The organism is Novosphingobium kalidii (genome assembly GCF_040534015.1).
Lineage (GTDB): Bacteria > Pseudomonadota > Alphaproteobacteria > Sphingomonadales > Sphingomonadaceae > Novosphingobium > Novosphingobium kalidii.
The window spans coordinates 343044-368608 of record NZ_JBEWLY010000008.1; the positions used below are offsets into that span (position 1 = coordinate 343044).

At 62.5% G+C, this 25565-nt stretch carries 18 protein-coding genes; 4 read left to right on the forward strand and 14 right to left on the reverse strand.

All coding sequences use genetic code 11. The features are described 5' to 3' along the window. Positions 1 to 47: 47 nt before the first annotated feature. On the reverse strand, positions 48 to 914 hold the full coding sequence (locus ABVV53_RS04865) for an N-acetylmuramoyl-L-alanine amidase family protein (protein WP_353983252.1): 867 nt from the start codon (positions 912 to 914) through the stop codon (positions 48 to 50). A 561-nt stretch (positions 915 to 1475) separates the two neighbouring features. Between ABVV53_RS04865 and ABVV53_RS04870 the strand changes: the two genes are divergently transcribed. The 4 genes from ABVV53_RS04870 to zapE all read left to right on the forward strand — a co-directional run bounded on the left by ABVV53_RS04870 (position 1476) and on the right by zapE (position 6897). Continuing rightward, the gene (locus ABVV53_RS04870) at positions 1476 to 4241 is read left to right on the forward strand and encodes an Rne/Rng family ribonuclease (RefSeq protein ID WP_353983253.1); all 2766 of its coding nucleotides are present in this window, start codon (positions 1476 to 1478) and stop codon (positions 4239 to 4241) included. 287 nt (positions 4242 to 4528) lie between these two features. Continuing rightward, complete coding sequence (locus ABVV53_RS04875) at positions 4529 to 5311, forward strand: succinate dehydrogenase iron-sulfur subunit (RefSeq protein WP_353983254.1); 783 nt, start codon at positions 4529 to 4531, stop codon at positions 5309 to 5311. Positions 5312 to 5411: 100 nt separating this feature from the next. Next, positions 5412 to 5771 carry a PaaI family thioesterase gene (locus tag ABVV53_RS04880; protein WP_353983255.1) on the forward strand — a complete coding sequence of 120 codons (360 nt, stop codon included), beginning with the start codon at positions 5412 to 5414 and terminating at the stop codon, positions 5769 to 5771. A gap of 10 nt (positions 5772 to 5781) precedes the next feature. Next, entirely contained in the window at positions 5782 to 6897 is a 1116-nt protein-coding gene (zapE, locus tag ABVV53_RS04885; RefSeq protein ID WP_353983256.1) for a cell division protein ZapE, read from the forward strand. A 346-nt stretch (positions 6898 to 7243) separates the two neighbouring features. Here the strand turns inward: zapE and ABVV53_RS04890 are convergent, their stop codons facing one another. The 13 genes from ABVV53_RS04890 to ABVV53_RS04950 form a co-directional block, all read right to left on the reverse strand. Continuing rightward, positions 7244 to 9556, reverse strand: a complete 2313-nt coding sequence (locus ABVV53_RS04890) for an EAL domain-containing protein (protein ID WP_353983257.1) — start codon at positions 9554 to 9556, stop codon at positions 7244 to 7246. Positions 9557 to 9792: 236 nt separating this feature from the next. Further along, positions 9793 to 11688: an XrtA/PEP-CTERM system amidotransferase gene (locus ABVV53_RS04895; protein WP_353983258.1), complete on the reverse strand. Its 1896-nt coding sequence runs from the start codon at positions 11686 to 11688 to the stop codon at positions 9793 to 9795. A 9-nt stretch (positions 11689 to 11697) separates the two neighbouring features. Next, complete coding sequence (xrtA, locus tag ABVV53_RS04900) at positions 11698 to 13257, reverse strand: exosortase A (RefSeq protein WP_353983259.1); 1560 nt, start codon at positions 13255 to 13257, stop codon at positions 11698 to 11700. Next, a complete protein-coding gene (locus ABVV53_RS04905; RefSeq protein WP_353983260.1) occupies positions 13247 to 14482 on the reverse strand; it encodes a TIGR03087 family PEP-CTERM/XrtA system glycosyltransferase in 1236 nt (411 codons plus the stop codon). Before ABVV53_RS04905 ends, xrtA begins: the two co-directional genes overlap by 11 nt. Before the next feature lies 1 nt (position 14483). Continuing rightward, positions 14484 to 15560, reverse strand: a complete 1077-nt coding sequence (locus ABVV53_RS04910) for a FemAB family XrtA/PEP-CTERM system-associated protein (protein ID WP_353983261.1) — start codon at positions 15558 to 15560, stop codon at positions 14484 to 14486. Next, the gene (locus tag ABVV53_RS04915) at positions 15557 to 16426 is read right to left on the reverse strand and encodes an XrtA system polysaccharide deacetylase (protein ID WP_353983262.1); all 870 of its coding nucleotides are present in this window, start codon (positions 16424 to 16426) and stop codon (positions 15557 to 15559) included. Before ABVV53_RS04915 ends, ABVV53_RS04910 begins: the two co-directional genes overlap by 4 nt. Positions 16427 to 16449: 23 nt before the next feature. Next, positions 16450 to 17643 carry an XrtA/PEP-CTERM system-associated ATPase gene (locus ABVV53_RS04920; protein WP_353983263.1) on the reverse strand — a complete coding sequence of 398 codons (1194 nt, stop codon included), beginning with the start codon at positions 17641 to 17643 and terminating at the stop codon, positions 16450 to 16452. Positions 17644 to 17663: 20 nt separating this feature from the next. After that, the gene (locus ABVV53_RS04925) at positions 17664 to 19382 is read right to left on the reverse strand and encodes a preprotein translocase subunit YajC (RefSeq protein ID WP_353983264.1); all 1719 of its coding nucleotides are present in this window, start codon (positions 19380 to 19382) and stop codon (positions 17664 to 17666) included. Then, a complete protein-coding gene (locus ABVV53_RS04930) occupies positions 19379 to 20374 on the reverse strand; it encodes a P-loop NTPase family protein (RefSeq protein ID WP_353983265.1) in 996 nt (331 codons plus the stop codon). The genes ABVV53_RS04925 and ABVV53_RS04930 overlap by 4 nt, the downstream gene beginning before the upstream one ends. 11 nt (positions 20375 to 20385) lie before the next feature. Then, positions 20386 to 21903, reverse strand: a complete 1518-nt coding sequence (locus ABVV53_RS04935) for an XrtA system polysaccharide chain length determinant (RefSeq protein WP_353983266.1) — start codon at positions 21901 to 21903, stop codon at positions 20386 to 20388. 40 nt (positions 21904 to 21943) lie between these two features. Beyond that, positions 21944 to 22585, reverse strand: coding sequence for an XrtA/PEP-CTERM system exopolysaccharide export protein (locus ABVV53_RS04940; RefSeq protein WP_353983267.1), 642 nt, complete (start codon positions 22583 to 22585; stop codon positions 21944 to 21946). A gap of 216 nt (positions 22586 to 22801) precedes the next feature. Beyond that, on the reverse strand, positions 22802 to 24028 hold the full coding sequence (locus ABVV53_RS04945; RefSeq protein WP_353983268.1) for a pyridoxal-dependent decarboxylase, exosortase A system-associated: 1227 nt from the start codon (positions 24026 to 24028) through the stop codon (positions 22802 to 22804). Further along, on the reverse strand, positions 24025 to 25557 hold the full coding sequence (locus ABVV53_RS04950; RefSeq protein WP_353983269.1) for an acyl-CoA ligase (AMP-forming), exosortase A system-associated: 1533 nt from the start codon (positions 25555 to 25557) through the stop codon (positions 24025 to 24027). Before ABVV53_RS04950 ends, ABVV53_RS04945 begins: the two co-directional genes overlap by 4 nt. Between the last annotated feature and the right edge of the window lie 8 nt (positions 25558 to 25565).

Here is a 25565-nt window from a genome sequence, read left to right on the forward strand (position 1 = left end):
CGCTGGCCCTGTAGCATCCAAGTTCCGGGCAAGGCCAGTCGAGAAGATCAGCCTTGCGCTCTTCTGGCAAAAAACACGCGGATAGCCTGTGCTGCCGCTTCGGCGATCGTCTCGCGGCCCTGCTGCGACGTGAGATACTGCGCGTCGGCAGCATTGCTGATGTAGCCAGTCTCGAATAAGATCGAGGGGATATCAGGCGCTTTCAGGACCGCGAGCCCGGCCGACGCTACGTCGTCGTAATGCAGCGGCATTTTGCCGCGTATTTCCCGCAGGACAGTCTGCGCCGCCTCCACCGAACCCGCCTGCGCTTCGCGCTGCGACAGATCGAGCAGGATAGCTCCCACTGTGTCGTTCGTTTCCGACAGGCTGATACCGTTGACGCGGTCTGCTTTGTTTTCCCGCGCGGCAAACCGGGCTGCCGCTTCGCTCGAGCCGCTCTCCGACAACACGTACACACTGGCGCCTCGAGCCGCCTCCGCTCCCGCGCTGTCCGCATGAATCGATATGAACAGATCGGCGCCGAGTTGTCGCGCAATGGCCGGACGCTCGGCAAGAGTGACGAAGCGATCGTCTTCGCGCGTCATTGCCACACGGATACCGCCACCTTCCAGCAGACGTTTGCGCAGCAACAACGCGATCTCCAGCGCCACGGACTTTTCCTTGGCTTGCCCTGCCCCTGCCCCAGGGTCGAACCCACCGTGCCCCGGATCGATGACCACCAGCGGACGACTTGCGTCCTGGGGGCCCGCGATGGGCGGCAACCCACGCAGCCGATCCGGGCTAGGAAGCTCAAGACGCACAACGTAGGCGTAAGTCGCACCGTCTCTGCCGGAAGCGATCTCGGGAAGTACCACAGCGGCAAGGACCGCAAGGGGGCTCAGCATGAGCAAGGCGAACTGGAGGCCGCGCAACATCGTGCTACCTGCCTAAGTTGCGGAGTTGTATAGGGCAATGCCTAGTACAGTTTCGTCCTAAACAAATTGGCAACCACATCCGGCTAGGCTCAAGTCGCTCAGCGGCCCAGACCTTGCCCCGCAAGACCATGGATGCTACGCAGTTGCGACCCGGGGCCTGACGCTTCGACCCTCGCCTTCCGAACAACAAGCCTAAAATGGCTTTCGGACCGCGCCGGCTCTTGTCAGAACCCGGTCGTCACGACCGGAAATCTCTTCCGGATCCTAACAGGTTGACGCGAACGATGAGAATGCAACTGCCGTCCTGCCAGCCGATGCCCGCTTGGGCGTGGCCGGTCCGGACGCCGTTTGCAGCGCGACCGATTTCGCCGCGCACTCAGATACTCGCAGACACGATATCCGCTAACGGGGCAACGTGCCCTGGAATCCTTCACCTTGCCGCGCAGAAACGCTCGGGCTTTTGCCTGACGCCCGGGCTTCGTGCCCGCCGCGGCACCATCGAACAAAATCGCGCAGCCGCTGCCGACGAGGCAGAAGCGCGGCGCGTCTGGAGAATACACAATGGCAACGCGCATGCTGATCGATGCGCGCCACCCGGAAGAAACGCGGGTGGCGGTACTCAAGGGAAATCGCATTGAAGAGTTCGACTTTGAGTCGGCCGACCGCAAGCAGATAAAGGGCAACATCTATCTCGCGAAAGTAACGCGCGTAGAACCCTCGCTGCAGGCTGCTTTCGTTGATTTTGGCGGCAATCGTCACGGCTTTCTGGCCTTCAGCGAAATTCATCCCGATTACTACCAGATCCCCAAGGAAGACCGTGAAGCGCTTCTCGCTGAAGAAGCCGCGCACGCCGAAGAGGAAGCGGCACTACGCGCCAGCGAAAGTGACGACGAAGATGAGGAAGGCTCTGACGGGCAGGACGACTTCTCCGATGAAGGCGGCCTGACCGAAGTCGACACGTCAGAAAAGGACGAAGTTTCGACTATCGAGGCCGGACAGTTCGATGACGGCGAGGACGATGACTCGTCGGACGAGGAACACGGGTCGGGCGACGATCGCTCACAGCGCCGTGGCCGCGGCCGCCGTCACGGCAAGGGTGGCGGCGGCCGCTCCAAGGAAGCTGACGAACTGCGTGCGAAGCGCATGGCGCTCCGCCGCCGCTACAAGATTCAGGACGTGATCCAGCGCCGTCAGGTCCTGCTGGTCCAGGTCGTCAAAGAAGAGCGCGGCAACAAGGGCGCGGCCCTCACGACCTATCTCAGCCTCGCAGGGCGCTACTGCGTGCTCATGCCGAACTCGAGCCATGGCGGCGGCATCAGCCGCAAGATCAGCTCGGCCAGTGACCGTAAGCGCCTGAAGTCGATCATCAACGAGATGGAACTGCCGCGCTCGATGGGATGCATCGTGCGCACCGCCGGGCTCCAGCGCACGAAAACCGAAATCAAGCGCGACTTCGACTATCTCGCCCGACTGTGGGACGAGTTACGCGAGACCACGATGCGCTCGAGCGCGCCGACGCTGATCCACTCGGACAGCGATCTGATCAAGCGCGCGATCCGCGACATCTATAATCGCGACATCGAGGAAGTCGTGGTGGAGGGCGAGGAAGGCTTCCGCGCCGCCAAGGATTTCATGAAGCTCCTGATGCCCAGCCACGGGCGCAAGGTGAAGCCCTATTCCGACCCGGTTCCGCTATTCCAGCGTTATGGGGCCGAGGACCAGTTGACCGCGATGTACGATCCGGTCGTGCAGTTGAAGTCCGGCGGCTACATTGTCATCAATCCCACCGAGGCCTTGGTCTCGATCGACATCAACTCGGGCCGCTCCACCAAAGAGTACGGCATCGAGGCGACGGCACTCAACACCAACCTCGAAGCTGCACACGAGATCGCACGCCAGTTGCGGTTGCGCGACATGGCTGGCCTTGTGGTCATCGACTTCATCGACATGGAATACGGATCGAACGTCCGTAAGGTCGAGAAAGCGATGAAGGATGCGCTCAAGAACGATCGTGCGCGCATCCAGGTTGGCCGCATCTCCAGCTTTGGCCTCATGGAAATGAGCCGCCAGCGGCTACGCACCGGCGTGCTTGAGGCGACCACGCGCGGTTGCCCGCATTGCGACGGCACGGGACTGGTGCGTACCGCAAGTTCCGCCGGCCTCTCAGCACTTCGCTTGATCGAAGACGAAGCTGCGAAGGGCCGCGGGGTCGTGGTGTCGCTGTTCGCCAGCACCGAGGCGGCGATCTACCTGCTCAATGCCAAGCGGGCGGACCTTACCGACATCGAGGCGCGCTACGGCGTCTCCGTGGAAGTGATACCCGAGGGCGAAAATGAAGGCGCGAAGATGCGCGTCATTTCTTCCGGGCCGCGAAACGACTTCGTGCCGCGCTTCGATCCCATCGCTGAGGAGGTAGAGGACGATCTGCCGATCGAGGAGGACGAAGAGGAAGAACTCGCCGAGGAAGAACAGCGGAGCGAGAGTGACGGCGAAGGACGTCGCAAGCGCCGCAAGCGCCGTCGGGGCCGCAACCGTGACCAGCGTGAAGAAGGTCAGACAGAAGCTACCGACGATAGCGAAGGTGACGACGAGGAAGGCGAAAGCGAAACCGAAGGCGAAGCCGACGTGGAAGCCGAGGGCGACGAAGGCCGTGAAGACGGAGAGGCGCCTAAGAAACGTCGCCGTCGCGGCGGACGCCGCCGGCGCGGGCGTGATCGGACCGAGAGCGGCGAGGCCCAGGGCGACGAGTCCGAGTCATCAGAAGGTGAAACTGTTGACGCAGGCGAGCGTGGCGATGCTGCCACCGCGCCTGATCGGCCTGAACCTGCACCCGCTCCTGCACGCGAGCCGGAGCCAGTTCAGGAAAGCGCAGCTGCAGAGCAGGCAGCAGAGCCGGTCGAGAAGGCGGCTCCCAAGAAGCGCACTCGCCGCAAGAAGGCCGACGCTGTTGAGGCCGTGGAAGCAGCAGAAGCCGTAGTGGAGACTGCTGAAGCCGCGCCGAAGCCTAAGCGCACGCGCCGCAAGAAGGTCGAGGTTACGCCTTCTGAGGCGCCCGCCGAAGCAGCGACCGAAGCTGCCGAAGCACCGGCTAAGCCGAAGCGCACGCGGCGCGCCAAGGCAGCCGTTGCCGCACCTGCGCAGGTCGCTACCGGTGAGGCAGAACCGGCCGCTGACGCGGAACCGGCAGCAGTCAGACAGCCTCGCACCGGCGCTCGCGACGAAGAGACGTCACCGGCGCCGACGGCAACCAATGAGGACGCTGCTGGATCCGAGCAGACAGACGAGAAGCCGCGGCGCGGCTGGTGGCAGCGCACGTTCGGCCACTGACGCTATCGTCTGTAGGAAATAAGACGAACAAGCACCCTCCGGCAGCGCTCGGGGGGTGTTTTGTTTCCGCTTGAGCATCGCGGAACTACCCAGTTGTTCAAGGGCAAATCATAAACTCGGTACCCGTACAGGGGTATACGAGGAGGAGCCGGCAAAGCGGCCTTTTTACGCTCTACTGCCTCAATCGGCGGTTTTCCCCCAGAGACCCTTGCCCCCGCTGTTCGAATCGCTAGATGCACATGCAATGCGGCAGGTGCTGCAGTGCGGAACGGAAACAGGATTCATCGATGGCGACCTTCACCCTCCCGGCCAACAGCAAGATCAGGAAGCAGGGCAAAGTCCACAAGGCTGAAGGCGCTGCCCGGGTGAAGAAATTCACCGTCTACCGGTACGATCCCGACAGCGGCGAAAACCCCCGATACGACACGTTCGAAATTGATCTGGACACGTGCGGGCCCATGGTGCTCGACGCCCTGATCAAGATGAAGAGCGAAATGGATCCCACGCTCACCTTCCGCCGCTCCTGTCGCGAAGGCATCTGCGGTTCATGCTCGATGAACTTGAACGGTCGCAATGGCCTTGCTTGCACCACCGCGATCGAGGACCTCAAGGGCGATATCCGCATTACCCCGCTGCCGCACATGGAGGTGGTCAAGGACCTCGTCCCTGACTTCACGCACTTCTACGCGCAGTACGCCTCAATCCGTCCCTGGCTGCAGACAGTATCCACCACGCCTTCGGGCAAGGAGCGCCTGCAGAGCCCGGAACAGCGTGAGAAGCTGGATGGTCTCTACGAGTGCATCCTGTGCGCGTGCTGCTCCACATCCTGCCCGAGCTACTGGTGGAACTCCGACAAGTTCCTTGGCCCGGCCATCCTGCTTCAGGCCTATCGCTGGCTTGCTGACAGTCGTGACGAGATGACTGGTGAGCGGCTCGACGAGTTGGAGGATCCTTTCCGTCTCTATCGTTGCCACACAATCATGAACTGCGCGAACGTCTGCCCCAAGGGCCTGTCTCCGGCGCGTGCGATCGCCGAGATCAAGAAAATGCAGGCCGAGCGCCAGGTCTGAGGTGCAACCCTCTTCGGCGTTTGTACACCAGCCCGACCCGGCCAATCCGGGCTGGTACACCTGGGATCTCGCGGACGGAAGCCGGTTCAACGCGTTGGCTATGGGCAAGCTAATCGTGCGCCCCGAGGGAGAGCATAGCGCGCGGGTGCGTATGCTTTCGACGGAAACGCGACACAGCAACTTGCACAGCAACATCCATGGCGCGGTCACTCTCGCGCTGATCGACATCGGGATGTTTGCCACCATCTACACCGTGCTTGGTGCGGACGCTGCGGGATCGGTTACACTCGATCTCAACTGCCAGTTCGTGGGCAGCGGCGTTGTGGGGCAGCCACTCGATTTGATAGGCGAAGTGATGAAGGAGACGGGACGTCTCGTATTCCTGCGCGGCACGGTCGAGCAGGAACACGGCCTTGTGGCCAGCTACATGGGTACAATCCGCAAGCCGACAAAGCGCTGAAAGGGCAGAGATGACCGGCATCCTCAGCCGTTATGAAGCGCTCGTGGCCAGCGGCGAGCTACGCGCCGACCCCGACCAGGCGGCTGCGGCAGAGCGGCTCGAACACCTGCAGCGGGAGCTCGAGAAGGGTGAAGCCTCAGTGGGCCTGCTGGGGCGGCTTATGGGCCGAAAAGCCCCCTCACCCCGAGGCGTCTACATGTGGGGCGGCGTGGGGCGCGGCAAGTCGATGCTGATGGACTTGTTTCACCAGACGCTGGCAATCCCCGAAAAGCGGCGCGTACATTTTCACGCCTTCATGCTTGAGGTTCACGCACTGCTGCGAGACGAGCGCAAGAAAGAGGTGGGCGATCCGATCCTGCCTGTCGCGGCCGCGATTGGCCGAAGCCTGCGCTGCCTCGCCTTCGACGAGATGGTCGTGAACAACTCGGCAGACGCAATGATAATGAGCCGCCTGTTCACCGCGCTCATTCGCGAGGAAGGTGTGACGATCGTCACCACCTCTAATCGCGCTCCATCGCAGCTCTACAAAGACGGCCTCAACAGGGAGCACTTCCTGCCCTTCATAACGCTTATCGAGGACGAGCTTGATGTGATGACTCTGGATGGCCCCACGGACTATCGTTTGCAGCGCCTGGGCGGCATGGCGACGTGGCACACACCGCTCGGCGAAGAAGCGACGGCCCAGACGCGCGAAGCGTTCTACCGCCTCACAGACTATGCGCCAGAGGACGGGGAGCATGTTCCCGCAGCAGACCTGGAAATTAGCGGTAGCCGTACGATCCACGTGCCCAAAAGCCTCAAAGGCGTCGGAGTTTTCAGCTTCAAACGTCTCTGCGGCGAACCGAGAGGCGCAGCCGACTACCTGGCCATTGCGCACGCATACCACACCGTCATCATCGTCGGCATACCGAGACTCGGCCCGGAGAAGCGGAACGAGGCCGCGCGCTTCGTGACGCTGATCGACGCACTATACGAGAACAAGGTAAAGCTCATCGCTGCCGCGGATGCCGCGCCGGAGGCTCTCTATGAGAGCGGAACCGGCCGCTTCGAATTCGAGCGCACCGTCAGCCGTCTAAATGAGATGCAAAGCGCGGACTACCTCGCCCTGGGGCATGGCGAAGAGTAGCGCCACCCGATTACCTTATCCGTAAAGACTTCGCCGTCGGCTGAGTTTCGGAACAGTTGTTGCGCCCCAGAAACGACGAAGGCGCCTCGGGTAGATACCCGCGACGCCTTCCTGACACACGCACATGTCAGAATTACTTTCTCGTTCGCCCCTCTTCCTGAGGGAGCAAACAGACCGATGCGTCAGAACCTGTGCAAACCTATAGGCCTGCTCAGCCCTGAAAATCGATTAAGCGAGGTTAGTCCACCACCAAGTCCACATTTGCATTTCCCCATGCTGAAGTAAATCGCGACGTTCCGCGACATCAGCAGGGTTACCAATGTATTAACTCGGCAGCAATTGTTTTTTAACCGTTCGCGCGAAGGCGCGGTGCCGTAAGCTGCTCGACCATGTCTAAAAACGGGACAGGTCTACATACGTAGTATCCCTGAGCTTGATCACACCGGTACTGCTTGAGCAGACGCAGTGCCCCAGCTGTTTCCACGCCCTCAGCAACGACTTGTCTTCCAAGCGAATGCGCCATTTCGATGATGGACTGGACCAGGCGCTGATCGTCCAGATTTGTGTCAATTTCTCGGATGAACAGTTTATCGATCTTCACTTCCGATGCGGGTAGATAGCGCAGGTAATCTATCGTAGCGTTACCGGTACCAAAATCATCTATCGATATTCTAACTCCGCTTTCAACGAGCTCCTTCATCATGTTGATCGTGTTCTTGGATTTATCAAGGCGATCCGTCTCAGTGACCTCAAGAATGAGGTATTCTGTCGGTAGATCGTGCACAGCAAGGGCTTCAGAGATCATCTTTGGCAAGCGCGGATTGCGTAGCAATTGCGCGGAAATATTGACGGAGATGGAGAACTCATGACCTGCCCGGACGAGGGAAGCGGCACCACGGATGGCGGTATCGAGAACGAAACGGGTGATCCGCTCTATCCGGTGGTACTCCTCGGCGATGCTGATGAACTTATCGGGACTGATCGGGCCCCGCTCCGGATGCGACCAACGCGCAAGAGCCTCCGCGCCGACGAGACGGTTGGTCGAAAGGTCAAGTTTTGGCTGGAAGGCGACCCAGACCTCACCGTTGTCAATGGCCCGATCGAGTGAGGTCAGGAGAGAAATTTCCCATTGAACCTCGCCGTCCTTCCCGTCGTGATGACAGACGAGTTCATCCGAGCTTACCGCTTCCTCAGCCGACTGCATCGCGTTCGCCAGCCGGCTGCTCAAGATGTTCTGACGTTCGGAATCGATGCCACAATTGAAGCCAACGTCTACTTCGGTGCCCGCGATAACGATCCCATTCTGGACGATGCGATGAAGGCCCTCCAGATTCTCGAAAACGTCGACGATATCACCAAGGTTGGAAACCCAGACGAACATGCCGCCTTCGTGGTAGACGGTCACATCCGGTTCGCTGATGCGAATGCGGCGCTGAACTTCATTGGCCAACTCAGCCTCGACGGAGTTGGTGAAGCTGCGGATGATCCCGCTGTAATTGCGTATCTTGAGGGCAACCAGAAGGCCGGAAGTCGGGGCATGGTGACTGCGTAGGGCCTGTAAGCTGGGCAGACCGGACGCTGCATTTGTTTCGCTTGCGTCCTTTACTTTATCGAGAGTGCGCGCGCGAAATGTCGCGTATATTGCCATCACCGCTGCTGGCAGCACTTCGATTTCTATGAGGGAATGGTCCAAGATCAACGGAGCGGCGATCAGGACGGCTCCGTGTCCGATCAGCCTCACTGGCTTAAAGGAATGGCCGCGTCCCACGCCAGTGACGATCATCGAGGCGACGAGCAGGTATGCAGGCACCCAACCGAGATCCAGTGGTATGCCCGCCTTGAGAGTTTGAGCCGCTATGACGTGAAAGTACACTGCGGGAACAAAGTCTCCTAGCGGAAGTGGCCGGTACTGGGTTACCGATGACGTCCATCCGACTACGACCTTTCGCCCGGCGAACTGTTCCGCGTCAGTCTTGCCATTGAGTACATCAATGTAACTGACGCTTGGAACGGTGGCATAATCGATCGCGAAGTCCGGCCGAAATGTCTCGGATTCTTCTACGGATCTGTCCGCCATTGCTGAAGCAAAGGAAGGGATAGGGCCGGCTACACTATGAGACCAAAACGGGATACTAATACTCAGGTTGAGCGGGTGGTTCAGCGCGGCAAGCGAAACCAGCCGTGCATTCTCTCTGAGTTCACGTGCCGGAAGCGTATCCCGCGCAGTGCTACTGCTATTATTAATGCCGCGGCGATCTGACTTTCCGGTGACGCCCAGAAAGACACGATTGGGATACTTTCGCAGTACAGTAGAGAATTTTTCGGCACCTACCGCCGTGGGGGAAAAAGGATAACTTCGGCCGAAGTAAACCTCCGTTGCCCCCGCTTGCATGAGGTTCTCGATCAGCTTCGCATCGAGGCCGGGTGAGACGTCGTTGTCGTGCAGGGCGTCGAGGGTACGGTCGTCCAGCTTGACCACCACGATGGAGCCGTCGGCCTTCTCGTAGCGCAGCTTGGTGCGAGCTGCGATGAAGAGGTCCTCGAGCGGCATTGTCACGTCCAGGACACCGCAGAACGCGCCGAGCAGCAGCGCGGAAAGCACGATGCGTGAGCGACGGTTTTGCCAGGCGGCACGCAGACGAGAGATGGGCGAAATCATGCGCTGGGCTTCGTGTTGAAGATGCCGGAGCACTTGTAGCCGCGCGGCGCGAACGTCCACAAGGCGCAGCACGCTCGCCGGGCGGGCAGGATGAAAGATGTGCGACCGAAATTTGTCATTGACGCCCTGAGCTGACGCTTACAGCTCCGGTTTAGGGTCAATGTCCTAATATTGAGTTTAGTTAATGTGACAGACATCCCGGAGACCGCAGGTATTGGCGGTTAAAAAAGTCCTGCTTAGCTTACACCGAGACCTTCAAGGGAGCGGTCCAGCATAAGCAACTGCCATAGCAACCGCGAGTTGTTAGCTCTGCCCTGGATGTGCGCCTCTGCCACCTTCGACAGACTTCGGGGATCGAACCAGCCGGTTCTCGCAAGCGCTGCGCTGGTACCGATGCTCCCGGCTGCACTCGCGAGAGGGCCTCGGAACCACTCGTCGATAGGCGTCACGAAGCCCTGCTTCGGGCGGTACAACACGTCGTCGGGCAGGTAGCGGCGCATGGTCCGCTTCATCAGCCACTTGCCCTGCTTGCCTCGCAGCCGGACGGCTTCGGGCAGGGTTGCCGCGAACTCAACGAGCCTGTGGTCCAGCAACGGCTCACGTGCTTCCAGCCCCACTGCCATGCTCACGCGATCGACCTTGGTAAGGATGTCGCCGGGTAGCCAGACCTTCAGGTCCGCGTATTGCGCGCGATCCAGCCCTGAGCGGGCGGGCGCCCCCCGCATGAGTTCAGTTACCAGCGTTTCGGCACGATAATCGCCGCGCAGGCGCTTGAAGTCGGCGGAGTAGAGCGCATTCCGGTGCTCAGGCCCCGTAACACTGATGGCTCGCGCGTAGCCTTCCGCGCTGTCCGCTGCCAAAGACAAAAGCGTCGTTTTCGCCCGCAGAGACCTGGGTGCCCAATCCGCCTTGGGATAAAGCGCACCCAGCGTGCCGAACACCGGCCTTCGCAACATTGCGGGCAGAACGGACCGCAAGCGATCCTCACCGTGCTGAAACACATGGCGGCGATATCCCGCGAAGGCCTCATCCGCTCCATCGCCAGAGAGCGCGACCGTGACGCTCTCACGAGCAAGTTGACACACACGCCACGTGGGCAGCGCCGACGCATCTGCGAAGGGTTCGTCGAAAATGGACGCGAGGGTATCAACCGCCTCGAAATCGTCGGGAGAGACCAGACGCTCCCGGTGCTCCGTGCCGAAGCGTTCCGCGATGCGGCGTGCATAGGCGCTCTCGTCCAGGCTGGCGACATCGAAGCCGATCGAACAGGTCTTCACCGGGGCGGAGCTCACCTCTGCCATGAGAGCCACTACGCTGGAGCTGTCGACGCCACCCGACAGGAAGGCGCCCAGCGGGACGTCGGCAACCATTCGAGATGCCACTGCTTCGCGCAGCAGGTGCAGCAGTTCCGCTTCCAGGTCTTCGAAATTGCCTTTGCGGCGATCCGCGAACGAAATATCCCACCACTGCCGTGGGGTCGGCATCGGACTGCCGTAGCGCAAGAGCAACGAATGCCCCGCCGGCAGCTTGGTCACGCCCTTGAGGATAGATCGCGCGTCCGGGACATATCCCCATGTAAGAAAGTCTTCGATCGAAAGGGGATCGATCTCACGGCGTAGCAGAGGGTGGGCCGTCAGTGCCTTGAGCTCGGAGGCGAACGCCACGCTCCCATCGCTTAACTCAGCCAGGAAGAGCGGCTTCACTCCAAAACGGTCCCGCGCGAGGAACAGCGTGCGTGCGTCAAGGTCATAGATCGCGAAAGCAAAAATGCCGTTGAGCCGGGAGAGGCACTCAGGCCCCCACTTCTGCCAAGCTGCGAGGATCACCTCGCTATCGCCATCGGTCTGGAAGACGGCGCCGAGCACGCGCAGTTCCTGCCGCAGCTCCCGGTAGTTGTAGATCTCGCCGTTGAATACAAGCATGGTCCGATCATCGGACGAAGCCATCGGTTGCGGAGAGCCTGCCACGTCGATGATCGACAGGCGTCTATGGCCAAGTCCGACGCCGGGCGCTGTCCAGACTCCCTGTCCGTCAGGTCCGCGGTGCGCGATGGCATCGCACATGCGCTCGATCCGCAAGGGATCGACCGGCTTCGCTGTTTCGAGGTGGAAAATGCCCGCTATGCCACACATTCCGGGAGCCTAGTTCACCCGGCCGATGCGGTCCATCCAAGCATCAACCGGGCCGGCTGCTTGCATGAAATCACGAAGCGCGCGGTCCGCGGGCCCTCCTGCCCCTTCCTCCGCCGAGACGATCAGCAGCATGGTCGTGCGCTCGCGCAGTGCCAGTCGGTCGGACATCACGGCTAGCTTGAGCCGCGCATTGCTTCCCGTGAGCAAATCGCCCGTGCGGTACCAGGTCAGCGCCACGCGACTTATGCGTCCGGCGGCCAGCAAGCGCTCGCCGTGAGCTCCTTCGAATGCCGCCGGCGCTTGCCACGCCCAGTCGGTTCCGGGTGTCAGCGCGCCTTGGCCAAACCCTCCCGCTTCCTGCCCCTCTGCTTGCGCAGCATAGAGGGCGAAGAAGACGTCCACGCGTCTTCCGGCCCGGTCGGCGTAGCTGCCTAGGAGTCGATGCCCCGCCCCGCTCGCCCTCGGCTCCCACCAGACCTTCGGCTGGTAGTCCACTCTGGTCCAACCCGCGACCTTCGGAAGAGCAACCGTCCGCGGCAGATCGGCGCTGAGACGGGTTGCTGCGTAAGCCCAGCCCTGTGCTCCCAGGGTGATGGCAAGAAAGGCCATCAGCGCCTTTCCGGATCCAATCCGCAGGGACGCCATTCTCGAGAGCACCGAATCCTCAACGATCGCTTGTGCGTCGATGAACGTATCGTCGACCGGACGGTCAAAGAACCGCCACGCCAAGCCGATGATCACTGCAATGACAATCCCGAAGAACACCCAACCATAGATGATGTGGTCGATACCCGCAGCCCTCTCCACGCCAATGATTTGAGCGGCGTAGATGGTGCCCCAAGCCCTGACACCGTTCGCAAGGATGGGCACGATGATACAGGCGGCGAGAAGCGCGGCCCTTCGCGTCCAGCTTAGAAAACAGACGTTCGCCATCAGCGCACCGAAAGCGATCATCGCGATGAGGAACTTGACGCCCGAACACGCTTCGGCGACCTCGAACAATCCCACGGGTGTATCGATGAACACCCCGTCGATGTGCGCCGGAATGTCGCTGGCGTGGACGAGACTGATCGTGATTTTCGCCGTGATCATCTGAAGAGCGGTTACGAGTTCCTCACCGCAAGGCACCAGGAAGACCATGTAGAGCAAGGGAAAGAGCAGTCCCTTGGCCACTTGGGGCCCGGCGAACAGCGGCACGCTTGCGGCAGCCATACCCACGGCCCCGGCTTGCCTCGCGAGATTGAGACCGGAAAACGCACCAAGCAGCCAAACGAAGGCTGTTCCCGTCAACAGAATCAGCCCCGGCCACCAGACCACGGGCTCCAGCTTGAACAACTCGCTTCGTCGCTGCCACACCAGCCATGCCAGTATGAGGGGGACCAGCAAAATGTGATTGTAAGTGGAGATGTTCCACCAATGCAGAACCATCTCTGACCAGTCACGCGCAAACAGCACGAGCAATAGCAGGGCGACCCCCAGCAGCCGCACGATCGCTCCTCGCCACGCTTCGGACAGACCTTGCCAGCGAAGCATCGCGCCCGGAACCATCCAAAGCGCTTCAGGCTGCATCGTGCCCGCCAGCCGGTCGCCCCTCGATTACATCCGTGAGGTCACAAAGAGCGGCCTCCCAACTCCCGTTGGCGACAACGTAGGCGCGCGCCGCCTCACCCATGGCCCGCACGCGGGCCGGGCTTCGCAGCAATGTCATGCAGGCCTCAGCGAGATCCGCGTCGCTTGCGCCCAGCATCAAATCGCGACCATCTTGTGCCCCGATCCCGGTGGCGGCTTCCGGTGTCAGAACGACCGGAAGCGCCATCGCCATCGCCTCAAGCACCTTGTTCTGGACGCCTCGCCCAATCTCCAGCGGCACCAGCGCGAGGTCCGCGCCCGCGAGCCAAGGCCGTACGTCCGGCACCCGCCCCCAGACATACACACCGTCGCCTTTCCAAAGAGCTTTGAGACGTTCGGTCGGATTGCGCCCGACGATGTGGAACGTCGCTTCGGGGAACTCGCGTCGGACTGCCGGCATGATGTGCTCTACCGCGCGAAGACAGCCTTCTACGTTCGGCTTGTAGTCCATCTGCCCGGTAAAGATCAGCCGAGGGAACGGCATGTCGGCTATGTGAGGCTCCGGAATCGCATGCGCCGGATCAAACGCGACGCTGTCGATCCCGTTCGCAAGCTTGCGAACGTCGATGCTTGCGCGATCCGCTTCGGTAAGGCGTGAACGAAACAGCGCCGCCTCCTCGTCGCTGATGAGCAAGCTGACTTGCGCACGACGGGCGACGCGTACCTCTTCCGCGCGCAGCAATTCAGCTTCCCGCTTCTCTGCCCAGCCTTTGATGCCGCTGCCCTGCAAGGCATACGCCTCGAACTTTGCGGAATCTACGTCCACGAAGTCGGCGACGACGCGGCCGGTATACTCCTTTGGAACATACTGCCCCATCTGCCCGGAGAAGACGTAGATCAGCTCGATAGGTCTGCGCGCGATGAGGTCCCGTACGTAAGCTTCCAGCTTTGCGGAGCGAAAGGCCGTCACGCTGATCGGCCGTCCCATTGCCACCGCTTGCAGCCCCGCAAGGGGCAGCGGCTTGGCGCGCGGCACGAGGCAATAGCTCGCGGCGAGCTGGCGCAGGTCGTCCTCCGCAGCCCGGTCCAGAACGTCGTCGGCAAACGTCGCTACATGAACCGGTGCTCTGCGCGCGAGATGCCGCAGCACATGGTGCGACCTGATCTTGTCGCCTCGATCAGGTGGGAACGGTATCCTGTGGGCGAGAAACAGAATTTCAGACACGTCAGCCTAAGCCTCGCGCGATCCACGGCCCCAGACTGTTGGCGACGCGGAGCGGCAAGCGCTGCCATAGCGCGATCTGCAGCGCATGCTTGGCGCTGGTCGGATCGGCATTCCGTATCGCGCAACCCGGCGCGGTCCACACGGCGTAGCTGAGCGGTTCGGGAGTGAAGCCCCAGTTGCGCTTGAAGTGATAGGCCCCGCTGTTTGTTTTGGAACGGCCGAAATCGAAGCGATCGCAGCCGCGTCGCCTCGCGTGCAGCATAAGTTCGTAGTACATGCGATCGTTAGCCCGCAACCGCCGCGCCTCCCATGTGCCGCCACCCCAGTACGGCATCACCGCACCGCGCCAGTATAGCGAGAGCACACTGGCGACCGGCCGTCCAGCATGGCGGATGGTAAGAATGTCCGCCGCGTCGCCAAAGGCGTCGAGCACCGCTTCAAACAGCCGCCGCGGGAAAACGGGTGTTCCCAGATTGTGAACACTCTCGGCAAACACGGCGTAATGTGCCTCGCGATCAATCATACCAGTGCCGGTATTCACCTTCAGGTCCCCGGCAAGCCCCTTGCGCACCTCAGCGCGCTGCTTGCGCGGAATGGCAGTGAGTTGCGCTTCGTCATCCGCGGCAAGCTGCGTCACGAAGCCGCAATGAGACTCGGTGCGAAGCGCCCAGCCCGTTCGGTTTGCGGCGACTGGTCCTCCGCGCAGCTCGATCGTCGGGCACGAACGGCTCTGCGCCAGATCCTCAGCCGCCGCGAGCAAGCACATGCCAGACTGTCCGTCAGCCAGCAGCAGCCCCCCATCGACGGCAAAGCCAGCCGAGGCCAGCAGCCGGCCGAAGATGGGCGAGTGTATCTCGTTAAGCGGCAGCAAGCCAACGATCCGGGAGCCACGCTCCGCCACAAGAGCGACTGCCTTGTTGCCCGTCCCGCGCTCGACTGCTTGGATCCAGCGAGGCAGATGGAAAGGCGTGCCCTGCGGGTGATCGGCAACAAAGCGCTCGATATCGGCGCAAACATCGGGATCGCCAAGGTCCGCGATGCTCACCTTCACACCGACAGAGACGAAGGGCGCGTTCATGCGGCGAGCGGAAGCGCGCTTGGGATCGCTCGGACCGCGAGCGCATCCATGCGTCCCCACGCAAACTCCCCCACGAGCTCGCGCAACTTGTCAGCCATGACATGAAGGTTGGTATAGTGACGCAAGCGTGAGCGAAGCGGTGCATGCCCTACCCGCGGCTGACCGGGATCGATCTCCCAAGGGTGGAAGTAGAATACCGCGGGTTTCCCCTCGCAGTTTACCTGCCGGATGGCCCAGCGCGAGAACGCGTAAGGCAGCACGCGGAAGAAGCCTCCTCCCCCAGCTGCCAGGCGCCGCCCGGCAAACATGGCCGTGGTGACGGGGATCTCCAGCAAGTCGCTGCCCTCGACGGGATGGAAGGCGAAGCGGGGTGCTTCGCGCCAGCCATAATGATCGTGGGCGACAGGCGCGACGCTGGACGAGTAAGTATAACCTTGTGCCGCAAGCTCTTCGTGCGCCCAAGGCGTGCGTGCGTCGATGGAGAAACTGGGCGCTCGATATCCGGTAACCGCCACGCCGGCTGCGTCCTCGATAGCCTTGCGGCTCTGCGCAAGATCATGAGCGAACGCCTCCCGGTCCATCCGGAAGACACGCGCGTGGTCCCAGCCATGGCTGGCAATTTCGTGACCCTGCTCCACGATGCGGCGCATCAGCACGGGGTGGCGCTGCGCGACCCAGCCCAGAGTAAAGAAGGTCCCTTTGACTCCGGCTTGCTCGAACAGGGCGAGGATCGCGTCGCAGTTGCGTTCCACCCGATCGGCGAGGCCATCCCAACTCTCGCGGTCGATCACGGCCTCGAACGCGCCGACCTGGAACCAGTCCTCGACGTCGACCGAAATCCCGTTGACGGGTGCTTGCGCATGCATGTCGAAAGCCTCCCGGGGTCTTATCAGGCCGCCGCGCGCAGTGCTTCGTCGCTCTCGATCCATTCGATGATCATGGTCAAAGCGTGTCGGACGGTCCGGTCCTGCTCGGACAGCTGGCCCTCCAAAGCGGCGATCTGGCGGCTGATGTCTTCCACCAGTCCAGCATAAGCGGCCTGCCGCGCCTCATGCCGTTCGTCGGCAGCATTCGCCAGTTCGATCACCGCCTGCTGCAGCTCGTGGATCTGCGCGTCTCGCTCGGCCAGCATCGCGTCAAGCACGACAGCGGCGACCGGGGCATCATGCTGGTCGCTGTGACCAGCGGCGACGCCGTCCGTTTCCGGTACCGCAGTTGAAGGCGAACGAAGGCTTGCATTCTGTTTCTGCGGAGACACGATCGCGATGGAGCCGTCCTCGTTGAGCTCACCCAAGACCTGGTCCAGCATCGCGCCGTCGATGTACGCCCGCTCTTCCACTGCGCCGAGCAGCAGCAGCCGATTGAGGGTCTGGTTGATCCGCCGCGGAATACCGCCGGTTGCAGTGTAGATCTCCGCAAAAACACGAGGATCGAAGCTCGGATTACCCTGCCAGCCCGCGCGCTTCATTCGGTGCTCGATATAGGGCTGCACCTCCTTCATCTGCATCGGCTCGAGGTGGTGAGTAGCGATCACCCGCTGGCGCAGCTGCTCCAGTTCGGGGTGGTCCAGCAGCATGGCGCGAAACTCAGGCTGTCCGAGAAGCAGTGTCTGCAGCAGCGGGTGGGCGCCGAGCTGGAAGTTCGACAGCATCCGCAGTTCCTCGATAGCCGCGATCGAGAGATTCTGTGCTTCATCGACGATGAGGAGACAGCGCCGTCCGCAGCGAGCTTCCTCGTGGAAGAAGTGCTCGATGGCGCCTAGAGCGGTCGCCTTGTCGTGCCCGGCCACTTCCAGGCCGAAGGCACGAGCGACGACATGAATGATCTCTTCACCGTCCAGCGCGCTCGTCACCACTTGCGCAGCTGTGAGGCCAACAGGATCGATCGTTGCCATGAGATGCGCGACCAGCGTCGATTTTCCCGCGCCCACTTCGCCGGTGATCACGACGAAGCCCTCACCCTGCGCCAAACCGTAACCGAGGTACGACAGCGCTTTGCGGTGCGTCACGCTCTCGAAATAGAATGCCGGGTCCGGAGTAAGCTGGAAGGGCCTGGCTTCAAGCCCGTAGAATTCGTCGAACACGTGTTGTCTCCTTCCGGCTATCAGAAGCTGTAGCGCACGCCGAGCAGGGCCGACGCATTCCATATGTCGTCAAGCGGAGCGCTTTGCAGCAGTCCGTCGACACCAACCGCCGCAGTGGCGCGCAAGCGCGCCGTCAGCAGTCGGTAGTAGCTGGCGCTGGCGCCGATGGCAGTGATGTCGTCGAGCAGCAAGTCATCGCTTGAAAGCCACTGCGCATACCCGTTGGTCGCCCAGCCGGACTGCTGATCGAGCTGGCCGCTGATGAAGGCCGCCAGCCAGTAATTCTCATCCACCACACCGTTGGCGGACGCAAGAACCGTGTTCCGAGCAGCCAGGAAGTTGCGCCGGTCATACCCGGCGCCCAGTCCTGCACTGATCCTGTTCATCTGGAGCGTGTAATTCGCGGCCACACCGCGCGCGCGAAAGGTCGCAGAACGGATCGAGCCAAGTGCACTGGCAAGGCAACCGTTCCCGTTGAGCGAAGACACGCAGCCGCGCAGCTCACCCGTAATCGGATCCCGCACCGCCTTGAAATCATCGGGAAGATCGTCCAGCAAACGAGTGACTTGCCCGCCGTAGCCCGCGACATTGTCGTAAACCGATATGCTGAGCGTGCCGCGATCGTTCGGAGCGTAGGCGAAGGTGCCGTTGACGCTGATGGCGCCGTAGCGGCGGCCAACATGCGCGGAGAGCGATGTGCGACGGCTCGGCCGCCACGTCACGCCAACATCCCAGATGAAGCCATCAACGTCGTAGGCAATCTGCCGCGGCGCGCTTTCGTCGGTGACGTAGCGGCCGTTAGCGCCGACCACTGGCGCGCCGCTCGCATCGCGAAGCGCATCTCGGCTGCTTAGCTCCACGTTCTCGTAGCCCACGGCACCGGCCACCTGCACGGTCCGGCTTACGGGCACGGTGACAATCGCGCGTACCTGCATATCGCGCACGCGCTGGTCGAGGTTCGAGAGGTCCTCCTGGTACACACTGCCGCCAACCCCTACACCGACCGGCAGAGCCACGCCCGGTGCGATCGATGCGGCGACATCGGCAAACTGCACTACGCTTTCGTCGAACACATCAACGGAGCCGAGCCCCGGCACCGCAATGCCGGTTTCCTGATCCACCTTGGTATAGCCGATGCGGTAGTTCGCAGCCAGGTTCACCTCACCCGCACGCGTCGCGAATGAAGGTCCGGCATAGGCGGAGTAGACGGTCGTCGTGCCATCACCGATGCTGCCTCCGCCGAACGCCCGTCCGCCGGCATCCCCGCTCGCGCGTGTAGCAAGCGCGCCGGCCTCCACGGTCAAGCCTGGGACCACCGTCGTGTAGCCATTGACCAAGCCGCTGATCGTGTCGCCATCGCCCGCACTCTTGCCCCAGCCGAAGTGGTGGGCATAACGAACCGAGGCGGCCAGCGCATTGCTGCGGCCAGAGACCGAGGCATCCACCCCGACGGCCACCTGCGTGTATGTGAGGACCTCGTCGCCGGGCGAGAGCTGCGCGTCCACGATCTGATTGAGTTCGGCGTAGGGGATGATCACGGCATGACGTCCGCCGCGCCCGCCATCGCGGCCACGCTGCGCCTTCCCGGAGCTGTTCGCTTTGGGCGCGCCTGCGCCCGCCCCATCCGGACCACCCACATCCCCGTAATCCAGCGTCTGGGCTTGAGCAGTTGCCGGGATAAGCCATGCTAGAGCCGCGAGCGGTGTCATCGCGCGCGCGTGGCGAAGCAATCGGGTCATTCCGCGTATCCATAATAGGAGCCAAAGCGGCGGCCGCTGGGACTAAACTGCGCCGCATTGAGCAGCAGCTCGATATTCGGGCAGGATGAAAGCAACGACACCGCGTCTTCCAAGGCACCCTGCCCGGTGCTGTCCGCACGCACAATGACAGCCACCTGACCCACGTACTTGGCAAGCTCGGCAGCCGGTGACGCCGCCAGTGCAGGTGGAGAATCGAAGATTACAATCCGATTGGGGGCGTTCTGCGTCAGTCGCTCAAACACCCGCTCGGTCCGGGCAGAGGCGAGATATTCGCTGTCGTTCGTGCTGGTGTTGCCGGCCGGCAGAACCCAAAGCCCCGGAATGTCAGTCCCGAGCACGAAGTCCGCCACATCGGCGTTCTCGTCCATCAGGGCATCCATCAGGCCGTGACCGCCGGGCAGCCCCAAAGCCGAAAGGACCGAAGGCTTCGCAAAGTCTGCATCGACGAGGAGGACGTCTCCGTCTCTCTCCGCTGCGATCGAGAGGGCGAGGTTTACTGCGCAGTAGGTCTTGCCTTCGCCGGGATGCGGGGATGTGATGAGCACGCGCCTGGCCTTGGCCGCTCGCTCCTCGCGGCTTAGTTCCCCCACTCGCAGCAGGAGTTGACGCTTGACGATGCGGAATTCCTCCAGGAGGGCTGTTACCGAGCCTTCGGGAACGATGAAGCCGTTCTCGCGCAGCCGCTGACGGTCTATCGGCAGCCGCTTGCCCGAAAACACCGGCGGGCGTTCGCCGGCTGCGCGAACATCCCGCCCCACGATGCGAGGAACCGCTGTTGCAGGCTGCTCGGACCGGGCAGCTGCCTCGGCTGCCCTGAGGCGAGGTGCTCGCCTAGATGCCTCTGGCACGGCTGGGCGAGGCGCAACGAAGCGGCGAAAGTCAAAACGTTCTGCCGCACGCTCGATGAGCGACTCAGCTCTAGGCAGGGCCTCGCTGTCACGGGGGATCGGGATCTTGCTCTGTTCGGTCATGCTACGTCCCCTTAGGCCACCATGCCGCGCTGGATGAATTCTACCGCCAGAAGCAGCATGAAGAGCCCGCCCAAGGCAGCGCTGCCGCTGTACCAGAGCCTCAGGCGCTTGCGACGAAGCTGCCGCGCGGCATCCGTGAGGTTCTGAGAGATCGCGCCGAGCACAGGCAGTCCGGTCGTCCGCTCGAGCGCTGCCGTCGTGGCGAATGTCGACCTCAGCTTTCCAAGCCCGAACGCAGCGCCGGCTCCGCCGCCCAGCCCCACCAACAGAACACCGAACAGCAGCAGCGGGCGATTGGGCGCGACTGGCGAGCGCGGGGTCGTCGGCGGATCGACGATTTCGAACTTCACCGCCTCGCGCTCAGTCTTGATCTCGCCGCGCAGGCGCAGTTCCTCGCGATCTTGCAGGAGCTTATCGTACTGCTGGCGCAGCACGTCGTAGTCGCGATTGATACGCTGGGCATCAGCGGCGGCTTCTGGATTGTTGAGAGCCAGCGCAGTCAGCTGAGCCAAGTCAGCCTGCAGCGCTGCCTTGCGTGTGGATAGCGCCTGTGCCGTAGCCTGTCGGTCCGCCCGAATCGACTGGAGCGAGCTATGGGCAGGATTGGGAACGCCACCGCCATTCGCCGCCTCCTGAGCCGCTGGCGCCTTCAGCGCAGCCACCTGATTACGGGCAGAAATCACGTCGGGATGGCTATCGGTCAGGCCACGCGCTCGCATGGCGCCGAGGTCCGCCTCCGCCCGCGCAAGCGCAGCCGAAGCACTGCCCGCAGCCCCCGGCAGAGTGCGCGGAGTGCCGGCAAGCTGTCCATCGACCGCCGCAAGCGCGCTTTGCGCCGCTGCCAGATCGGCTTCCACCCCGCGCAGTTCGGTGCGGGTTGCCTCCAGCCGCTGCGAGCTGGCCGCTCCACCCTGGACCATCTCCGGATGAGCCTGTTCGAATATCCGACGGCGCTGTTCGGCGGCTTCGAGTTCCTTCTCGCGCTGGGCGAGCTGCGCGTTCACGAACTCCAGCGTCTCGGTCATCTCACCACGGTTGCCGGCCAGGTTCTCTTCGCGGAATATGTCGATGAGCTTTTGGGCGATCTGCTGAGCTACCTTGGCGTTTTCGGCATCGGAAAACGAGCTTTCGTTCGAAATGGCCTGGATGTTGAACAGATTGTCCTGCTCGCTCACCACCTTGATGTTGCCGGCAAGGCGCAGGACGGCGGCTTCCATCGCCTTGGGCGATTCAATGGTGTCACCCAGCTGCGTTGAGCGGACAACCTTTTCGAGGTTCACTGCGCTCGTCAGCGTCTGCCGAATACGCTCGATGTCGCGCTTGCGGTCCGCCACGCCAATCCCGACTTGCTCGGCCAGAGCATCGTCGAGCTGGATGAAAATGCGCGCCTGCGACTGATAGCTGTTGGGGATCAGCGCCACGACCAGCCAGCCCAGCAGGCAAATGCCCCAGGCGACCGCCAACGCCAACCAGCGCCGCTGCCAGACGCTGTGGATCGCTGAGAGCACTTCTTCGTAGATCGAGTTCACCGGTTTGCCCCCTGTCCCGTCATGTGCTGGCGGCGCGCGCTCAGAACATGCTTTCCGGGATGATGATGACGTCGCCCGGGCTGAGCATGACGTTCGCCTTGCTTTCCCCGTTCTTCAGCAGGTCGCCCAGGCGCAGAGCATATTCGCGCTGCTTGCCGATGGACTTGTCGAAGCGAATGAGGCGCGCCTTGTTTCCGGCTGCATATTCGGAGAGGCCGCCCACCGCGATCATCGCGTCGAGCAGCGTCATATTCGCGCGATAGGGGATCGAAGCCGGCTTCTCCGTGGCACCGACGATGCGCACCTGCTGGCTGAACGTACCGGCGAACTTGTCGATTATGACGGAGACCAGCGGCTCCTGAATGTACTGGGAGAGCTGGAGGCGGATGTCCTCGGCCAGCATCGTGGGCGTCTTGCCTACGGCGGGCATGTCGGTGATCAACGGCGTAGTAATGCGCCCGTCGGGGCGGACCTGGACCTTGGCGCCCAGTTCGGGATTGCGCCATACGAAGATCGTCAGCTCATCGAGCGGGCCGATAATGTACTCCTCACCGGGGCCCTCCTGCATGGCCACGAAAGACGCAGGTGGCAACTGCGGCCCCGGACTGCCGGCGCAACCCGTCAGTGCCAGGCTCCCGATCGCGCTGCCGGCCAGAAGACGGGCTAGGCGTAAATTCGGCATGGAGACATCCCTGTTGCACCAGGTCGCTCCCCGACGACGTAGCTACGCCGCCGAGACCTGGCTGATCTAAGCCTCTGGTATCGAGAAAAAGGGTGAACATTACGTTAGGATAACTGCCGATCTTGGGCGAAGTCTCCGATCGGGACAGCGGCGGCAGCGGAAGTAAAGAACGACGATGCCCAATACTCTTTGGCTGAAAGTATTGCTTTAGAAAGCCTACACCAGCACCTCAGCCGCAGCTCCTTGTCCAAGGAACGCAGCCGGGCTCGCGCTTGCGCCATAGGCTCCGGCGCAGAACACCGCCACGAGATCATCGACATCGGCACGCGGGAAGCCAGCTTTGTCAGCCAGGCGATCCAATGGCGTGCACAGGCACCCCACAACGCTAGCCTCTTCCTCGACTGCAGCGTCATAGCGGGTGGCGATCGCGACGGGGTAGTTTCGCCGCACGACAGTCCCGAAGTTGCCCGAGGCTGCAAGCTGGTGATGCAGGCCACCGTCGGTGACGAGGAACACCTCTCCGTGGCTGACTTTCCGGTCGACGATCCGCGTGACGTAGACGCCTGCTTCACCCACCAGATAACGGCCAAGTTCGATGCAGAACCCAGTCTCGTGCAGTTCATCGGGAAGCGCTGCGAACCGCTGGCCGAGGCGTTCGCCGACAAGGGCCAAGTCGACGGGTTTATCGCCGGGGAAATAGGGGATGCCCATGCCACCGCCCAGGTTGCAGTGCGGCAGCGACGCTCCGGTCTGGCGGGCCAGCTGGGCGGCAAGTTCGAGCGCCTGCTCCTGTGTCTCGGCAATGGCCTCAGCGTCGAGAGCCTGGCTGCCCGCGAAAATGTGAAAGCCGCGCCACTCGGCTCCAGCGCCGACGATTTCTCGCGCAAGTGCCGGCACGCGATCGGCGTCGAGGCCGAAGGGTTTGGCCCCGCCGCCCATCTTCATGCCCGAGCCCTTGAGGTCGAAGGACGGATTGACGCGTATCGCCAGACGGGGCGTGCATCCCAGCACATCGCCGATGCCCAGCGCGCGGCGCACCTCCGCCTCGCTTTCGCAGTTGAGCGTCACGCCCGCCGCTATGGCCGCCTCCAGTTCCCGGTCGCGCTTGCCGGGCCCAGCAAAGCTGACCCGCGACGCATCAATTCCTGCGCGCTGGACCACCGCCAGTTCGCCGCCCGAAGCGATGTCGAAGCCGTCGACAAGCTCCGCAAACAGCTTGAGCACTGGATCGAAAGGGTTGGCCTTCACCGCATAGTGCAGCGCCAGCCGCTCCGGCATCGCATCACGAAGTTGCGCGACCCGCGCGCGGATCAGGTCGGCCGAGTAGAGAAACAGCGGTGTGTCACCCGCCTGCTCGACCCATTCGGTGACAGGCCGCCCCCCTACGGAAAGTATGCCATTCACGGCCGGGAAGCCTGGCGGAATCGGGCCAAGCGGTTTCATGCTGCAAGCCCCACCATCAGTTCGCTGGCGAGGCTGGTACGGTCGATCTTTCCGTTCGGTCCGATCGGCATCGCCTCGCGCCAATGGATCACGCGCGGCTGCATGAAATTGGGCAAATCCTGCATCAGGCGGCGCGGCAGCTCGGAGTGCGCGTCCTGAACCCCTGGCGCTGCGCGGAGGAACAGATGAACCGCCTGCCCCAACCGCTCGTCCGGTACGCCCAAGGCCACGGCCTCGGAGACGAGACCGGTCGCAATCGCAGCATCCTCGATCTCCTGCGGGCTGATGCGATTGCCTGCGCTCTTGATCATCGCGTCCCGGCGCCCGACAAAGTACAGCAAGCCGTCGGCATCGCGCCTGACCCGATCTCCTGACCAAACCGCAGTGCCACCGTACCGTGATGCCAAGGGCGCTGGCCTGAAGCGTTCAGCCGTGCGGTCGGCATCTTGCCAGTATCCTTGCGCCACGAGAGGCCCGCAGTGGACCAACTCACCCTCCTGGCCATCTTCAGCCACCTGTCCCGCATCGTCGATCACCAGCACCTCCGCATGAGGAATGGCTTTACCCATCGATGTCGGGTGCGCATCGACGAGCGATGGGTCGAGGTACGTGGAGCGGAAAGCCTCGGTCAGCCCGTACATCGGGAATAGCCGCGCCTGCGGGAAAAGCGCTCGCAAGCGACGCACCAGATCCACTGTGAGCGCTCCGCCGCTGTTGGTCAGCCGCCGCAATGTCGCCGCCGCATCGGATGGCCAATCGGCTTCGGTAAGCTGCACCCAGAGTGGCGGCACGGCGGCGAGCGTGGTGACCGCGTGCTTCTCCACCGCCTTCAGCACATCCCGCGGCAGAAGGTAGTCCAGAGGAATGACACAACCGCCCGCATGCCAAGTGCTCAGAAGCTGATTTTGACCGTAGTCGAACGAGAGCGGCAGGACTGCCAGCGTGCGGTCGTCGGGCGCGAGGCCGAGATAATCCGCAACGCTCTCTGCCCCCAGCCACATGTTCGCGTGACTGAGCATTACGCCCTTGGGCCGGCCTGTCGAGCCGCTGGTGTACAGGATCGCCGCGAGGTCTTGCGGATCGGCATCGGAAGCTGGCAGCGCTTCACCCAGTGCCTTCGCCTCATCCAGCACAGCCGCCTCTTCCAGCATCTCGCAACCTTCCTGCACGTCGCCCGGCTCCAGCGTCTTCACTCGCCTGGGCGTGCCGACCAGCAGTCGAGCGCCGCTGTCGGCGAGGATGTGGGCGACCTGCGCGTGCTTAAGCAGTGGATTAACGGGCACGTGGACCAAACCTGCACGAGCAGCAGCCAAGGGCATCAGGCACGTCAGTTCGCCTTTCGCCGCCCATGTGGCGATGCGTGCCCCCTTCTCTGGCACACGCCTCTGCAGCCATCCCGCCAGCATGGCGACACGCGTTCTTAAGGTCTCATAGCTAAGCGTGCCCTCGCGCAGCACCAGCGCTGGCGCTTCGGCCTCTCCTCGCTCCGCGAGATGGTCGAGCGGCCGGATGGGGCTCTGCGCAGACATAGAGAGGC

What these genes read in the sequence shown, in the direction of transcription:
- ABVV53_RS04890 (WP_353983257.1), bottom strand. Translation starts at nt 9,556, where the DNA reads ATGATTTCGCCCATCTCTCGTCTGCGTGCCGCCTGGCAAAACCGTCGC.
- ABVV53_RS04865 (WP_353983252.1), bottom strand. Translation starts at nt 914, where the DNA reads ATGTTGCGCGGCCTCCAGTTCGCCTTGCTCATGCTGAGCCCCCTTGCG.
- ABVV53_RS04870 (WP_353983253.1), top strand. Translation starts at nt 1,476, where the DNA reads ATGGCAACGCGCATGCTGATCGATGCGCGCCACCCGGAAGAAACGCGG.
- ABVV53_RS04930 (WP_353983265.1), bottom strand. Translation starts at nt 20,374, where the DNA reads ATGACCGAACAGAGCAAGATCCCGATCCCCCGTGACAGCGAGGCCCTG.
- ABVV53_RS04950 (WP_353983269.1), bottom strand. Translation starts at nt 25,557, where the DNA reads ATGTCTGCGCAGAGCCCCATCCGGCCGCTCGACCATCTCGCGGAGCGA.
- ABVV53_RS04895 (WP_353983258.1), bottom strand. Translation starts at nt 11,688, where the DNA reads ATGTGTGGCATAGCGGGCATTTTCCACCTCGAAACAGCGAAGCCGGTC.
- ABVV53_RS04875 (WP_353983254.1), top strand. Translation starts at nt 4,529, where the DNA reads ATGGCGACCTTCACCCTCCCGGCCAACAGCAAGATCAGGAAGCAGGGC.
- ABVV53_RS04925 (WP_353983264.1), bottom strand. Translation starts at nt 19,382, where the DNA reads ATGACCCGATTGCTTCGCCACGCGCGCGCGATGACACCGCTCGCGGCT.
- ABVV53_RS04880 (WP_353983255.1), top strand. Translation starts at nt 5,412, where the DNA reads ATGGGCAAGCTAATCGTGCGCCCCGAGGGAGAGCATAGCGCGCGGGTG.
- zapE (WP_353983256.1), top strand. Translation starts at nt 5,782, where the DNA reads ATGACCGGCATCCTCAGCCGTTATGAAGCGCTCGTGGCCAGCGGCGAG.
- ABVV53_RS04910 (WP_353983261.1), bottom strand. Translation starts at nt 15,560, where the DNA reads ATGAACGCGCCCTTCGTCTCTGTCGGTGTGAAGGTGAGCATCGCGGAC.
- ABVV53_RS04945 (WP_353983268.1), bottom strand. Translation starts at nt 24,028, where the DNA reads ATGAAACCGCTTGGCCCGATTCCGCCAGGCTTCCCGGCCGTGAATGGC.
- ABVV53_RS04940 (WP_353983267.1), bottom strand. Translation starts at nt 22,585, where the DNA reads ATGCCGAATTTACGCCTAGCCCGTCTTCTGGCCGGCAGCGCGATCGGG.
- xrtA (WP_353983259.1), bottom strand. Translation starts at nt 13,257, where the DNA reads ATGCAGCCTGAAGCGCTTTGGATGGTTCCGGGCGCGATGCTTCGCTGG.
- ABVV53_RS04915 (WP_353983262.1), bottom strand. Translation starts at nt 16,426, where the DNA reads ATGCATGCGCAAGCACCCGTCAACGGGATTTCGGTCGACGTCGAGGAC.